This is a genomic window from Zunongwangia sp. HRR-M8 (genome assembly GCF_027594405.1).
Classification (GTDB): Bacteria; Bacteroidota; Bacteroidia; order Flavobacteriales; family Flavobacteriaceae; genus Zunongwangia.
In genome coordinates this window covers 1,674,233-1,689,357 of sequence record NZ_CP115161.1, presented here as the reverse complement: position 1 = coordinate 1,689,357, position 15,125 = coordinate 1,674,233, and the positions used below count along the sequence as shown (strand labels likewise).

Sequence of the window (15,125 nt, the reverse complement as noted above, 5' to 3'; positions counted from 1 at the left end):
AATGAAAGATTTACGAATATTATTTATGGGAACACCAGATTTTGCAGTAGAAGGTCTTGCAAAAATTCTCGAAGCGGGCTACAACGTCGTTGGTGTGGTAACTGCACCCGATCGACCAGCAGGACGTGGCAGAAAACTAAACCAGAGCGCCGTTAAAAAATTTGCACTTGTTAAAGGTTTACCTGTTTTACAACCCACTAATTTAAAATCTGAAGAATTTGAAAATCAGCTCAAAGAATTAAAACCCAATCTACAGGTTGTAGTAGCATTTAGAATGTTACCAGAAAAAGTATGGAAGTTCCCAGAATATGGCACTTTTAATTTACATGCTTCTCTCCTACCCGAATATCGTGGCGCCGCACCCATCAACTGGGCTGTAATTAACGGCGAAAAGACAACTGGTGTAACTACATTCTTTATTGACGAAAAGATAGACACTGGCGCCATTATTAAATCTAAAGAAGTAGATATAAAAGTAACAGAAAACGTTGGTGTGGTACATGATCGATTAATGCATTTGGGAGCAGACCTTATTTTAGACACCTTAACGCTAATCGAAAATGGTGAAGTAGAAACAATTCTACAAAACAAAGAAGTGGAGTTAAAACCCGCTCCAAAATTGACCCGGGAAAATACCAAAATCGATTGGACACAAAATACTACTGCTATTTACAATCTTATTCGCGGCCTCAACCCCTATCCTGCAGCTTGGTGTTATTTTATGAATGGAAAAAAGATGAATGTAAAGATTTTTGATTGTGAAATGCTTTTAAAAGAACATCAAGAGTCTTTAGGAAAAGTAAGTGTTGAAGATAATCAAATTAAAATAGCAACATCAGATGGATTTATTTTCGTGAACGAAATTCAGTTACCTGGGAAACGCAAAATGAGAATAAAAGATTTGCTAAACGGTTTAACTTTAGAGAAGGATGCCTATATGCTCTGAACCCTGATGAATACTGAAATCATAAAAAATCAATAATTTTCTTAATCAATTATTAACATTTTGCCAAAGTTATCAACAAAGTATCCGTTTTCCCTTGCTATTACTTGCACGGCTGAGAAATCCATATAAATTTGTAAGAGCAATTGAACAAAGTGTTTAACCAACAATTATTTAAATTTAAATTATGAACAAAACAGATTTAATCGACGCAATGGCTGAAGACGCAGGGATTTCTAAAGCGGCAGCTAAAAAAGCATTAGAATCATTTTTAGGAGGAATTGAAACTTCTCTTAAAAAAGGAGATAGAGTTTCATTAGTAGGTTTTGGATCTTGGTCTGTATCTAAAAGAGCAGCACGTGAAGGTAGAAATCCACAAACTGGAAAAACAATTAAAATTGCTGCTAAAAATGTAGTAAAATTTAAAGCTGGTGCAGATTTACAAAAAGCCGTAAACTAACAATTTTCAGCTTTTAAGTTAAAGTATTAAGGCTTTCCTATCGGAAAGCTTTTTTTATTATTTTTTTTCAATATTTTTTTTGTATGCCTAATAATTATTAGTTAGATTAGTTAAAAAGTATGCCTATGATTGCACTAAAACCCTCTAAAGGCCACCTTTTAATAGCAGAGCCTTCCATAATAGGAGATGTCTCTTTTAACAGATCGGTCGTTTTATTAGCTGAACATTCTAATAATGGCTCTGTTGGATTTATCCTAAATAAGGTGCTGGATTTCACACTTAAAGATCTTCTGCCCGATTTGAATGTAGACTTTCAAATTTATAATGGAGGTCCCGTAGAGCAGGACAACCTCTATTTTATACATCGCATACCAGATTTGATTCCCGATAGTGTAGAAATTGCAGATGGCATTTATTGGGGTGGAAATTTTGATGCCGTAACCACTTTGATCTCTCAAAATTTGATTGATGAGAAGCAAATTCGATTTTTTCTTGGGTATTCAGGTTGGGATGCGGAGCAATTAAATGTTGAGCTAGATGCAAATTCGTGGATCGTGGTAACCAACGAAGATCAGAAAAATGTTATCGAAAGGCCATACGATTCTTTCTGGAAAGACCAAATGATGCAATTGGGTGGTGAATATGTTTTATGGTCTAACGCACCAGAAAACCCTAGTTACAATTAGGAAATTCCGCAATTGACGATTTTTCCCTAGCCTAATCTTGCTTTTGCATTTAACTTGGCAAGCAGATCTCTGGCTATTGCATTTTTGTATTCTTTTTTACGGTATTTTGAAATGGGCTGAATACCTACAATTACATTACTTATAAAAAGCTCATCTGCTTTTTGCAATTCGAATGGAGAAATAGATTTCTCTTCAAATTTATATTCCTGCAACTTCTTTAGAATACTTATTAATTGTTTTCTAGTAATGCCGTTTAGAGCTCCATCTGTTAGTGGTGGCGTCTTAATTGTATTTCCCTTTACAAGAAAGAGATTTCCATTTAAAGCCTCTACTATAGATTTATTCTCGTTTATCAATAAACAGTTGTCGTAATCATTTTCTTTAGCGAATATACCACCCAAAACATTAACTGCTTTGTTATTTGATTTGATGGTAGACAACAATCCCGAAGTCACATAATGATCCTTAAAAAGTTCCACCTCATAAAAATCATCATTCAGCATATAAAATGAATTTTTAATTTCTGAAGTAAGAATAAAATATTCAATATCTCTAACTTCTGGAGTATACAAGCCTCCTTCTTTTCTGAAAACTGAAAATTTAACGCGAACAGATTTCGTCTCAAGTTTATTCTCTTTTATTAAACTAAGAATTTCTTCTTCTAGGAACTCAGGTGAAAATTGGTTTGGAATTTCCATTCGCATTATTCGCATAGATGCCATCAATCTAAAGTAATGATCTTCCCAAAACATTACTTTTCCGTTAATAACTCTTATTGTTTCGAAAACTGAATCACCATAGGCGTAACCACGATTGGTAATTGATAAATTAGCTTTATTTTCTTCTATTAGAGTTCCGTTAAAATTGATCATAAAAAAAGCCCCGTTTTATAGCGGGGCAAAGGTAAGTTTTAAATATTGAATATTAAACCGATCCCAAAACCTGTTTAAGATCTGAAATCATATTTTCCCAAAGCATTTTTCCTTCTTCCACTTCGTCTTCATCTTCAGCAAAGTCAGTAATCATTATAGATACATCTTTGGTGATATCATCTACTTGTATACGAATTTCAAAGTAAAATGGGGTGTCTTCTTCTTCCATCCATCTAAATTTCACACGCTCATCACTTTTTTTACTAACAAGCTTAGCTTGTTCTTCACTACCTTCCCATATAAAGGTAAATAATTCGCCTCGCGAATTTACATTGTCGGCATACCATTCACTTAATCCTGAAGGAGTTGAAATATATTGATATAGCAATGAAGGAGAAGCATGTATTGGAAATTCCATTTCGTACTTTATCTTATCTTCCATTTTTCGATTTATTAGTTTCGAGCAATATATATATTAATTAGTAACATTAAAAGAAAACAATTTAAATATTTTTGAAAATAATGTTTGCAGCATTTCAAATTGTTTATATATTTGCACCCGCATTTGCAGATCACCGCAAATGTCTTGTATAGCAGTAATACTGCAAGATATGGCGAGGTAGCTCAGTTGGTTAGAGCGTCGGATTCATAACCCGGAGGTCCCGAGTTCAAATCTCGGTCTCGCTACTAGGAAATCAAGGCTTCACAGAAATGTGAAGCTTTTTATTTTTACACCTAGTACAGAATAAGTACAGAATTTTAGCTATTTCGAATAAATTGAAGAGAGTAACTTAGAATGATCTCATTTGATAGCAATTGGAACCAAATTCAAAGTTTTATTCCGAAAATTTAATCGAGAAAATAACTATTACCTCATTTTCTAAGTTTAATATTTAACATTATTTTTAATTGTTTCACCAGTAAGTAGTGGCGGATTTCTGAATTTTTGCCAAAATTTAAAGTTTCTTTTTTCTTTTATAAGACTATATCAATAACTGAATAATTGAAAATTTAGGGGTTTCTCAATCCTCTTATTTTTTAACCGTAACTAATTATTCAAGGCTCATAAAGAATAACTAGATCTAAGCAAGACAAAAAGTAATTGCTAAAAATTTAAATGAAACTTAAAATGGAACAGTTCCACTTCTAATTTTCAAACATTAATATTCGGTATATAACTAATATCTTTCTAAGTCAGGTTTTGTTTGGATTTAGTCCGATAAAGGCCTTGTCAGCATTAATAAATAACTGGTATAGGGTTCGAAGCTATTTTAACACCCCTAGCAATTTTTAATTTAAAGTCAATAACTTTTTTTTAGAAAAAAATATCAAAAGTGTTGATATCTGGAAACTGAATCGGATAAAAGCGTATTTTTATGATGATATAACGAGTTGTGCCTCATTTAAAGAAAAAAATCTGAAAATTAAGAAAATGATTAGTAAAGTAGCATATGTTGATGAATTTGGGAATAATTCCTTTAAGTTTGATTCGCAAGGTAGCCATTTTATTGTCGCTTCAATAATATGCAAACCAGACAAAGTTAATGATCTAGAAAAGTCAATAGATGAAATAAGAAAAAAACACGGTTTTCAAACGGGAGAAATAAAATCTAGTAAGGTTTCTAAAAATCATAAAAGAAGAATTAGAATACTAGAAGATATTGTAAAACTTGACTTTTCCATCTACGCTGTAATTATAGATAAAAGAGAATTAATTGGTCAAGGTTTTAAATACAAAAAATCATTTTATAAATATCTCAACAATCTATTATATAAAGAATTATTTAGAACATTTCCTGAATTAGATTTATACGTTGACGAGCACGGAGGAAATGATTATATGTTAGAGTTTAAAAAATACGTGCATAAACATCATACAAAGAATCTTTTCTCTGGGAGTGATTTTGACATAAAAAACAGTAAAAATGAAAAATTAATTCAGTTAGCAGATTTTATAGCTGGAACATTAGGGTTTATATTCGATATAACAAAAGCTAGTAAATACTCAGATGAATTTAAAAAAATTATTGAACCTAAATTAAGTGATCTTAATTTCTTCCCCAAAAAATATTCGTTTGAAGAAGTCAAACAAGCGAATACAGATAATGAATTTGACCCATTAATTGCAAAAGTAAGCCTTCAAAGAATCAATTCATTTTTAGACAATTGCCTTGGAGATGAACAATATAAAGTTGATCAAATTAACTTTTTAAAATTATTACTACTCTTTCAAAGAGTTTATTATAAATCAAAATTTGTTTTAACAGATGAAATATTCAAACATCTAAATCAAAGCAGAGATTCTGATTTAAAGAAAGAGTATTTTAGAACAAAAGTAGTTGGAAATTTAAGAGATCAAGGAGTTTTGATTTCGTCAAGTCGGAGTGGATATAAAATACCAACTACACGAAAAGATCTAGAATCTTTTGTTAGTCACGGCAATGGAATAATTTTACCGATGCTCAATCGAATTAATGAGATGAGAAAAGCGATAAAATTAGCATCAGGAAAAGAGTTAGATATATTAGAAAATTTTGATGAATTAAAAGATATAATTGATAAAAACAAATAAAAACGAGGCACAACAATGCGTATAGCCAATTGCGGCTAAATACTTAATCGATATTCGATATTTTTAGCTAAATTTATTTCAAGCGGACAAAGCCTGTAAAATCAGCTCGCAACTAGCCATACTCAAGACCGTTGTAAAAAATAGCTCCGGAACCAATCTCCCGTCGAAAAAAGAACTAATAGCAGATGACTAAAATTCGATAAAATCGGATAAGATTTTTAAAATAAAAATAACAAAATCACGCTCTGAAAAACGATGTGAAAGCAGAATAATAATACTCAAAAATTGATGAAATTTGACTATTTTTTTTAAATGATAAACCGACAAAATCGCTCTCTTAAATTTCAGCAAAACAAATTTATAACTTAATAAATGAGCAAATCCGCAGATCAGAAATTAGAAAAAATAGTAGTGAAATTGTACAAAATAAGCTACCATTTTATTAGTTTCGGCAACAACGAATAAAGCTTCTTGCCGCAAACAGAATTAAAAAAGATAATTGAAAATTAAAAAGCCAATAATTACGCTGAAACCAATCGCTATCAAAAATTATAATTAAAAAATTCAACTTCAAATTAAAAAGCAACGCTGGAAAAACTTTCAAAAGCTTCTCTCCCACTCTGTAAAATACTAAATACATTAAAACTCCTAAAAGCGCATATTCAATAAATCTGACTATAATTTTTAGTTTATTAGAAAAGAAGAAAATAAATATCAGAACGTGTCGCTACATTTTACAACAACGTATAATAGCAATTGCGGCATTTCGTCCTGCGGACAAAACCGTGTTGGCATAATATTCAGTAATTTTAGTTATCTTAGTTTCAACCAATCCGCAACTGACGATTATACGAAGACGTTGTGCATAATATTTAAGAAATGAAGAAACTCCTATTGATTGGAATATTTTTATTAAGTTTCTCTTGTAAAAGCCAGTTCAAAACTAATGAATTAGAACATAACTTTACCTCTTCACAAATTCAAGATTTGAAGAAAATTAAAGATTTCTTTGAAAGTGAAATTTGCAACAATAAAAATTCTGATTTTGAGAAATGCTTTTTAACAATATTACCTGAGCTAATTGAATATGGATGGCAACCAATTTTAGATAATATAGATTTTGATAAACAAAGAGAATTATATAATTCTATATCTAATTCAACATTTGACCAAATATGGCAGCTTGAAAAAGCTACAAATTTAAGAACTGGATTAAAGTATTTTAGTCTCGGTTCGAAATATAACGGAAAATATCAAAAATATGTTGAGGAAGTTGGAGCAAAAAATCCAAAAATAAAAGAGTACTCTGAGAGGTTAATCGCGAGTGGAGATTTTGAATCGATGGATTTACTACAAAGATGGATATATCATAATCCAGAAAATTTTGATTTAAGTGACCCTAATATCCAATTGATAATTTCAATACATTACTTAACCCAAAACGATCAACAAAAAAGAAAAGATAAATGGAAATCGGAGTAAATAAATTTATAATATTTTTAATCTTTAATTTAACAGCATTCAATTCTTTCGGGCAAGTTTTAAAATGCTCAGACTTTAAAAATGGGACATTTACTTCACCTGCAACAGAGGAAGCCCCTTTGAGCTATAAAATAATTAGAAATGTAAATTCGCAAATAGAAATTACAGAAGACCCAAATGGAATTTTACCAACTGACTTTCAGAAAAAACAATATGTCATTATTGAATGGATTGATGAATGTAGCTATCGAGTAAAATACGATGAATCCAAAATGAAAATGGGCCAATTCCATAGATTGGTAAATGATAATGGCGGAATTTTAACAGAAATGATAAAAATTGAAAATGGTTGTTTTTTCTATAAATCTTTTCTCACCGTAAATGGAAAAACTGAAAGATTAGACGGCAAAATGTGTATAGAATAAATACTATGCACAACAACGATTAATCACAAATAGCGGTTTTCGAATAAAAAGTGTAATTTTAGAAACCAATCAAGAAAAGGTTAAGCCGACAAATACGCGTCCCTAATCCCGCAACTTGCGATAATCGAAGACGTTGTAAAGCATTAGAATAACAAAAATGGATAAAGAAATTTGGAATAATTGGATAGAAAGAATCGAATGGATTCTAAATATTGCCAAAAGAAGAAATTGGGATTATTCAGAATTAAGAATAAAGGAGCCTATTTCGGAAAAAGCATTCGAAATTCTGGAAAAAGACTTAAATCTTGAGTATCCTGCTGATTTCAAAGAAGTGTTGACCAAATATTCATCTGGAATTTTAATGGATTGGCAAATTGAAGGAGAAGAAACTGAAGGAGAATTTCGAGAAATTTTCGGTGGTGCTGGGCGTGGTTATTTATGGGATTTTGAAACACTGAGAGACGACTATAAAAACATACAAAGTTGGATAACAGAATGTTTTTCAAATCCAGAAGATGATTATGATAAGATTTGGTATAATAAAATACCTTTTTTGGATGTCCCAAATGGAGACGTTATCGCATTTGGAGATAAAACTGAAAAAGGAAATCAAGTTGTTTATTTAAGTCACGAAGGAGATGATTTTCACGGACAAATACTTGGCGACAACTTTATTGACTTCATAAATAAATGGACTCAATTAGGTTGCGTAGGAACTGAAGATTGGCAATTTGAACCATTCTATGACTATGAAACTAAAACTATGCTATCCGACAAAACAATATTAGAAAAATGGATAGAATGGTTAGAAAATAACGCTTTACAACAACGGCTATAGTGCATGCCCTGCGGGACACGCACCATAGCCAAACCGTTGGCGTACATTTATAAAATGAATAGAAAAACTAAAATAATTTTATCATTATTAATAATAATTAGTTGGTTAATGATTGGAATAGGATTTATGACAGAAATCGGACATCCAATAAGCACTATTCTTTTTTTATCTGGAATTGGATTTGTATTTTTTGGAATTATCTGGTTTCTAACTTTAATAAAATCTAAAATGCGGTCTAAATCATAAAATGACAAATACAAAAGGATACACATACTTTGCAATAAAAACGGAAAATGAAAAATTCGGACTTTCTGAATTTGACTCATATCTAACCATAAAACCTTCGGATTTTAAAAAGAAATTTGAAAATGGAAAAACTCCTATATGCACAACCTGGGAATTGTCTTCTGGAAAACTTATAAATCCATACTATTTTGAAGAAATCGAAAAATTAATTGACAAACTCCAAAAACATAAAACCGAATTAATAGGATTGAAAACTAAAAACCCTGAGTTTAAATATGTTTTAGAAGTTGTGATTTTTCTTGGAGACGAAAGCCCAGGGCTTCATTTTAGTAAACGGACAATAAATTTTATGAAAGATATTGACGGAGAAATAGATTGCGACATATATAATGAAAAATAAAAAACGACACGCCAACAATGAGTATAGCCAATTGCGGCTAAATACTTAAATGATATTCGATGTTTTTAGCTATATTTAATTTTAAGCGGACAAAACCTGGCAAACCAACTCGCAACTAGCCATACTCAAAACCGTTACCCAAAATAGCTCCTGACAAAACTGACCGAAGAAGATTTAGAATCAAAATTCGTTAAATTGAGAGTAAATTATTTTAGAAACTCAAGAAATAATCAAGCAATAAAATCGCGCGCTCAAAATCCTTTGAATCAAAATTCTAACTTAAAAGGATTAGCAACATCGAGGACACGTAATTAGAAAGATATAAACGAAAATTGTACAATCTGGACGGTAATTTTTGGGATTTAAGCAATACCTAGAACCAATTTTAAAATAACTTCAATTAAAATTTAAACTTAAAAAGCTAATGTTGCGTGGAACCAATCGCTCTCAAAATCAAATTAGATAAATTCAACTTAAAATTTCATCGCAACGCTGGAGAAACTTTAAATTAGAGAATTCTATAATCAATTTTGATGCTCAAATCTTTCTCTCCCACTCCCGAAAACTCAAAAAGTCAAATTACATTTAAATTAATATTCGATAAATCCGAAAACATTTTAAAAAAGGATTAGAACAAAAAATAATCAAAGCGTGTCGCTACATTGGGTAACATCGGTTATAATTCATTGCGGCGGAATTTTCTACCGAAAATTACAGGAATATTTGCTAAATTACAGCCGTAACCGAAAAGTCCTAGCCGACTTTTCCGCAACAAATCATAACCGGAGCCGTTGGTAACAATAGCTCCGAAACCAAATCAGAGTATTTAATCATTAAATTCACTGAAACTTATCAAACATATGGTAAAAGCAGAAACGAAAATCTGGATGGCTCATCTCTTCGTAGATTAAAAATTAAAAAATCTAAATTAAACTGATAAACTTACTCAGGCGGATAAATTGAAGTGGACAATTTGTTGCGGATAAAAAATTTTTTCTCAGCACTACTCTATTTTTTGAATCGTTACGCATTTAACTTGCATTAAAATTCATTTCAAAGATGATATTTCAGGCTTATTTAATTTAAAAGCAGGAACGATGAATTGGAATCGCTCAGCAGATCGTTCTCAGCAGGACGTGTCGCTACAGTAACCAACAACATATATAACAAATAGCTAAGTCTTTTTTAAACTGGAAATTTTGGTATATTTGGGAAGTCGCCAAATCTTTTGATTTGGCTTTTTGAACTAAAATTAAAAATCAAAACGCAAAAGTTTTGGCTTGTGACGAATCGAAAATTAACTCATTTTTGCTCGCTACTTGTCATATACAATCCCGTTAGCCACAATATGACCACGAATGCGAAATTTGACTGAAGAAATACAATCATTACTCGAATCAAAGGAATCTCAAGATTTCTTAAAAATTGCACGCGGATTTATTGAACTTGTTGAAAATAAAGAAATAACGGAACAGGAATTCTATCCTCAAATCCATAAAAAACTGACTGAATTATATAACGCCGGACTTTCCCTAAAAACGGTTGACTTAATTCACTCAAGCGAAAAATCGAAATTCGATAACGTTTCGGAAGATGAACTAAAAAAACGGAATGTCAATCTGATTTCTTCACTTGGAAAAGACTGTTTTTATTGGGAAGTTTTTGACCCAACTTATGAAAAGGAAAACGAACCGACACAAGGCTGGTTAGTTGATGATGTTGCGGACATATACGCTGACTTAAAAGAAGAACTGTATAAAATTGACCAAATCGGAACTGATGAAGCTATCGAAGACGGACTTTGGCAATTGAAATTTGGATTTACCTCGCATTGGGGAAATCATTGCGTGAATGCAATTCGAGCTTTACACTATATTTATTATGACGGAAAGAAAACGATGTGAAAAAATACTGTGGCTAACAAAGAACTGAGGTAAAAACCAAGTTTTTTCTACATTAAATTTGAGACATAAATGATCCACGCTAAAACCTGTATCATCAGATCTTAACTGTTTCATTTTTTGTTTTTTCTTGACCTATACTTTTGCTAAAACAGACACATGGTTTTCATCGTAGGGTAAACCTGATTTAGCAATAGCAAAGGCTTGTTTTAAAAGCTTATTGGCCACGGCGATCAAAGCAAGTTTCTTGCTCTTGCCCTTGGCTACAATACGATCATAAAGAGCCTTACACGCCCTATTGTGCTTGCAAGCATTGAAGGCACACAAAAACAGAAGATTCCGGAGCTTCTGGTTACCTACTTTACTAATCCTGCTTTTGCCTCTTACACTACTCCCTGATTCACGGATCGTTGGGGTAATTCCTACATAACTACAGAGTTCTGATGCCTTCTCAAACTTAGTGAAGCCATCGGTAATCACTACTAAAAATAAAGCAGTCTTGATTCCTATTCCAGGGATACTGGTAAGTAAACTCAGTTGCTGTTGCTGCTCCTGTTTGACAAGCGCAAGTAGACGCTCTTCAATACCCTTGACCTCTTTGTTTAAATGCTTGAGATCTCGCTGTAAAGACCTATAAACATATTTAGAGGGAATACCCAATGATTCTTCTCCGTGAAGTTTATTCTTGGTAGCCGTACGCTTCTTAAGATAACTATCCATAAGTCTGAAGAGTTGCAAGCATTCTGCCTGTACCTCTGTAAGAGAATTATACAGTGGAACTTCAATGGACAACCCATAATGACAGATAGCCTTGGCATCGCTTTTATCTGTCTTTACTTTGGCCAGTTTCATCTGGAGAAAACGCTTGACTGACAAAGGGTTTACTACCGATACCGGTATACTGCTTTTGTAAAGAAACTGTGCAAGTCGATAGTGGTAATAACCTGTGGCTTCCATCACTACAAGACTATCTTGAGATAATGACTTTAGAAATAAATTAAAGCCGGAAGTGTCATTCTTAAATTGAGAATAACCACAAACACTACCATTAACATCAAAGACATCCTTACTGATGTCAACTCCAAAAGTTTCTTTATATTTATTCATAAGAACTGATTTATGAAAGAGCATACTACCTTTTGCACAACAACTTGAAAACGAGGTCTGGCCTCATAGAACTGAACGTGTTTGAAGTAGTTAAAGAGAGGGGATTATCATTGTTGACGAAGTCTAACGCTTCCACGTATATCTTAACCTTAATCCTCTCTTTGTTCTTTCTGATTTATACTATAAAATTAATGAGAATCAAACTTAAGATGTATAACCGCAATTACGGCGGATTCGACTGCGTCCGAATCCACTCGGAATTGCTAAAGTCAGTTCGAAACCGAAAATCATTAACTTTAAACCCGTAACTGACGGTTATACGAGACCGTCAGACTGTCTCAAAACCTAAGAATTCCGTATCTTTAGGATATGGAATATCAACAAGGACAAGACCGCGAACAGCTCAGCCTTTATTCGACCTGTTTGGATGATATGATCCCCCAGGATAATAGCGTAAGACTCATCGATCAATTCGTAAACTTGCTAGATTTATCCCAAATGGGCTTTCAAAACATAGCTTCTCAGGGAAGACCGCCCTATCATCCAGCAGACCTGCTCAAACTCTTTATCTACGGCTATATGAATAGGATGCGATCTTCCCGAAGATTGGAGAAAGAATGCCAGCGAAATATCGAGGTGATCTGGCTGCTTAAAAACCTGAAACCCGATCACAATACCATTGCCCGCTTTAGAAAAGAAAACCCAAAGGCCATCCGAAAGGTATTCCGCCAAAGTGTGTCCATTGCCCGCAACTTCAACCTGATCGGGGGAACCCTTATCGCTGGGGATTCTACCAAACTAAGGGCACAGAACAGCAAAAAGAACAACTACAACAAAAAGAAAATCCAGCGGCATCTCGACTATATTGATAACAAGCTCAAAGAGCATAACCAGGAACTAGCCATAGCTGATGGCGACCAGAAAAAGACCGAAGAAATTGAAGAGCAAATTAAAGGACGTAAAGAGCAACAGACTAAATACTGGGCAATACAAAAAGAATTGGACAATGATGTTTCTTCTGAAAATCCACAACGATCAACCTCTGATCCTGATAGTAGGCATCAAATTGTAAGGGGAACCGTTACCGAGGTATGCTACACCGCGCAAACTACCGTAGATGCCAAACATAAGTTCCTCATTGATTACAAACTCACCAATCAAAATGATAAAAAAGCAATGGGTACCATGCTTAGAAGAGCTAAAGCTATTTTAAGAACCAATACCTTTACCGCGCTTTATGATAAAGGCTACCATACCGGAAGCGAGTTTTATATTGCCGATAGTCTGGGTATCAATACCCTGGTGGCCATTCCGGCCATTGGACGTAAAAGCCAGGCACCAGATCCTCGTTATAACGCTGAAAACTTTACCTATAATACTGATGAGGATACCTATACCTGCCCCCAGGGAAATACTTTATCCAGCAATGGCTCCTGGTACAAAGCTAGAAACTATACCTTTAAACAATACAAGACCAAAGCCTGCAAACAATGCCCGGTAAGAAGCCACTGTACCACAGCTAAAGCCAACGGTAAAATCATCCAGCGTACTCAATTTACCAAAAGCATCCAGGGCAATGCCAAGCGCATTGAACAAAGCGGAGAGCTTTATAAAAAAAGACAGGCACTGGTCGAGCATCCTTATGGCACCATGAAACGACAATGGGGCTTTGACCATATCATGACCAAAAGAGGCATTAAAGCAGCTTCAGCCGACTTTGGACTCATCGCACTGGCCTATAATTTAAGAAGACTCTTCAACAGTAAAATCGACCTTAACGAACTAATATTCAACCTCTTTTTAAGCTTAAAAAAGCTTATAAAAGCCGCTATAAGAAGAAATAAAGCTTTAACCGAGCCAAAACAGAAGGAAACAGAAAGTAGTGCATTTGTTTTCAATCCTAATTTCAACTATTTTTAAGACCAAATCAGGTAGTTTTGAGACAGACTGCCGTTGTGCGTCATTTAAAATCACATTCTTAGATTCAATAACTCAACGCAACAAATCAAAATCTTAGATTTGTTTAAATGAAGATTAAAAAATATAAACGATTAACTTTTAAAGAAAGGGTCGTTATTCAAACCCTATTAGAAGAAAACAAGACAAAATCATTTATAGCTAAAAAGCTTGACAGGTCGAGATCTACCATTACCAGAGAGGTTAATAAATGGGTTGTCAATCCTGATGATAAATATGATGCAACCTTAGCTAATTGGTTAGCTAAAGACGACTATCTTAACAAAAGAAACCTTGATAAAATAAATACATACATAAGACTCAAGTTCTTTGTGTATAAAGGCTTGTTAGAAGGTTGGTCTCCTGATCAAATTTCAGGAAGATTAAAAGATAAATACCCGAATGATCCGGTGATGTCAATATCCTACGAAGCTATCTATATGCATATTTATAGACACAGACAGGCTAGTTTGAATAAAAAATTAATCAAACTACTGCCCTATCAAAAATCACAGCGTACAAGGGCTAATGCGAAAACAAAAAGAGGTACTAAAATAAAGGATATCATCAATATCAAAGAAAGACCTAAACACATTGAAAACAGACTAGAAATAGGCCATTGGGAAGGTGATCTAATCATTGGTAAAGGACAAAAAAGCGCGATTGGTACTATCGTAGAAAGAAAATCCAGGTTCGTCTGTATTATTAATCTAAAAGACAGAAAATCAGCAACCGTAACAAGTCAGTTCGCTAAAATACTAAAAGGCTTCAATCAAAACCTTATTAAAACGATGACCTACGATAATGGTGTAGAAATGGCTAGACATAAAGAATTTACTAAACAAACTGGGATCAAAGTATATTTTGCTGATCCATATGCTTCTTGGCAAAGAGGGACCAATGAAAATACGAACGGACTTGTTAGAAGATACTTCCATAAAGGAACTGATTTTAATAAAGTTACAGCTAAGCAACTAAAATATGTGCAAGACAAACTCAATAACAGACCTAGGAAAATTATTAATTATAAAACGCCTAACGAAATATTTAAACTAAATGTTGCTTAGTTTTTATAAATTATACTAAATTGTACTAAACCAAAAATAGCAACACTTGTTGCGTTAGAACCTTGAATGCGCCCTTTTACATATTAATATTCCTGTTTACTTCGATTAGTTTTGGTCAAAAAATCAAAACAATAACTGAATTTAGAAAACAAAATGACAGCTTAATAAAG

At 33.2% G+C, this 15,125-nt stretch carries 14 protein-coding genes and 1 tRNA gene; 12 read left to right on the top strand and 3 right to left on the bottom strand.

Annotated elements, in window-relative coordinates:
• Position 1 precedes the first annotated feature (1 nt).
• From fmt to PBT89_RS07185, 3 genes are all read left to right on the top strand, one after another.
• Complete coding sequence (gene fmt, locus PBT89_RS07195) at positions 2 to 946, top strand: methionyl-tRNA formyltransferase (RefSeq protein WP_270064044.1); 945 nt, start codon at positions 2 to 4, stop codon at positions 944 to 946.
• Between the two features lie 184 nt (positions 947 to 1,130).
• Positions 1,131 to 1,403 (top strand): HU family DNA-binding protein, encoded by a 273-nt coding sequence (locus PBT89_RS07190; RefSeq protein WP_013071944.1) that lies wholly within the window; start codon positions 1,131 to 1,133, stop codon positions 1,401 to 1,403.
• 125 nt (positions 1,404 to 1,528) lie between these two features.
• A complete protein-coding gene (locus PBT89_RS07185) occupies positions 1,529 to 2,089 on the top strand; it encodes a YqgE/AlgH family protein (RefSeq protein ID WP_270058281.1) in 561 nt (186 codons plus the stop codon).
• Positions 2,090 to 2,115: 26 nt separating this feature from the next.
• Here PBT89_RS07185 and PBT89_RS07180 read toward each other — a convergent pair whose 3' ends face one another.
• Together PBT89_RS07180 and PBT89_RS07175 are read right to left on the bottom strand one after the other, a co-directional pair.
• Positions 2,116 to 2,961: an aminotransferase class IV gene (locus PBT89_RS07180; protein ID WP_270064043.1), complete on the bottom strand. Its 846-nt coding sequence runs from the start codon at positions 2,959 to 2,961 to the stop codon at positions 2,116 to 2,118.
• 52 nt (positions 2,962 to 3,013) lie between these two features.
• Positions 3,014 to 3,403 carry an START-like domain-containing protein gene (locus PBT89_RS07175; RefSeq protein WP_270058283.1) on the bottom strand — a complete coding sequence of 130 codons (390 nt, stop codon included), beginning with the start codon at positions 3,401 to 3,403 and terminating at the stop codon, positions 3,014 to 3,016.
• 171 nt (positions 3,404 to 3,574) lie between these two features.
• Between PBT89_RS07175 and PBT89_RS07170 the strand changes: the two genes are divergently transcribed.
• The 7 genes from PBT89_RS07170 to PBT89_RS07140 all read left to right on the top strand — a co-directional run bounded on the left by PBT89_RS07170 (position 3,575) and on the right by PBT89_RS07140 (position 10,828).
• Positions 3,575 to 3,648: transfer RNA gene (locus PBT89_RS07170), tRNA-Met, on the top strand.
• 745 nt (positions 3,649 to 4,393) lie between these two features.
• On the top strand, positions 4,394 to 5,533 hold the full coding sequence (locus PBT89_RS07165) for a DUF3800 domain-containing protein (protein ID WP_270064042.1): 1,140 nt from the start codon (positions 4,394 to 4,396) through the stop codon (positions 5,531 to 5,533).
• 879 nt (positions 5,534 to 6,412) lie between these two features.
• On the top strand, positions 6,413 to 7,015 hold the full coding sequence (locus PBT89_RS07160) for a hypothetical protein (protein ID WP_270064041.1): 603 nt from the start codon (positions 6,413 to 6,415) through the stop codon (positions 7,013 to 7,015).
• Entirely contained in the window at positions 7,000 to 7,440 is a 441-nt protein-coding gene (locus tag PBT89_RS07155; RefSeq protein WP_270064040.1) for a hypothetical protein, read from the top strand. The genes PBT89_RS07160 and PBT89_RS07155 overlap by 16 nt, the downstream gene beginning before the upstream one ends.
• A 157-nt stretch (positions 7,441 to 7,597) precedes the next feature.
• On the top strand, positions 7,598 to 8,278 hold the full coding sequence (locus tag PBT89_RS07150) for an SMI1/KNR4 family protein (protein WP_270064039.1): 681 nt from the start codon (positions 7,598 to 7,600) through the stop codon (positions 8,276 to 8,278).
• Positions 8,279 to 8,525: 247 nt separating this feature from the next.
• Positions 8,526 to 8,924, top strand: a complete 399-nt coding sequence (locus tag PBT89_RS07145) for a DUF4279 domain-containing protein (protein WP_270064038.1) — start codon at positions 8,526 to 8,528, stop codon at positions 8,922 to 8,924.
• Between the two features lie 1,358 nt (positions 8,925 to 10,282).
• A complete protein-coding gene (locus tag PBT89_RS07140; protein ID WP_270064037.1) occupies positions 10,283 to 10,828 on the top strand; it encodes a DUF5063 domain-containing protein in 546 nt (181 codons plus the stop codon).
• Between the two features lie 132 nt (positions 10,829 to 10,960).
• On the opposite strand, the gene PBT89_RS07135 is transcribed toward PBT89_RS07140, so the two are convergent.
• Positions 10,961 to 11,932, bottom strand: a complete 972-nt coding sequence (locus PBT89_RS07135; protein WP_270064036.1) for an IS110 family transposase — start codon at positions 11,930 to 11,932, stop codon at positions 10,961 to 10,963.
• Between the two features lie 369 nt (positions 11,933 to 12,301).
• Here PBT89_RS07135 and PBT89_RS07130 point away from each other — a divergent pair, with 369 nt between their 5' ends.
• Positions 12,302 to 13,852, top strand: a complete 1,551-nt coding sequence (locus tag PBT89_RS07130; RefSeq protein ID WP_270061606.1) for an IS1182 family transposase — start codon at positions 12,302 to 12,304, stop codon at positions 13,850 to 13,852.
• A 107-nt stretch (positions 13,853 to 13,959) separates the two neighbouring features.
• A complete protein-coding gene (locus PBT89_RS07125; RefSeq protein WP_270064035.1) occupies positions 13,960 to 14,955 on the top strand; it encodes an IS30 family transposase in 996 nt (331 codons plus the stop codon).
• The last annotated feature ends 170 nt before the right edge of the window (positions 14,956 to 15,125 follow it).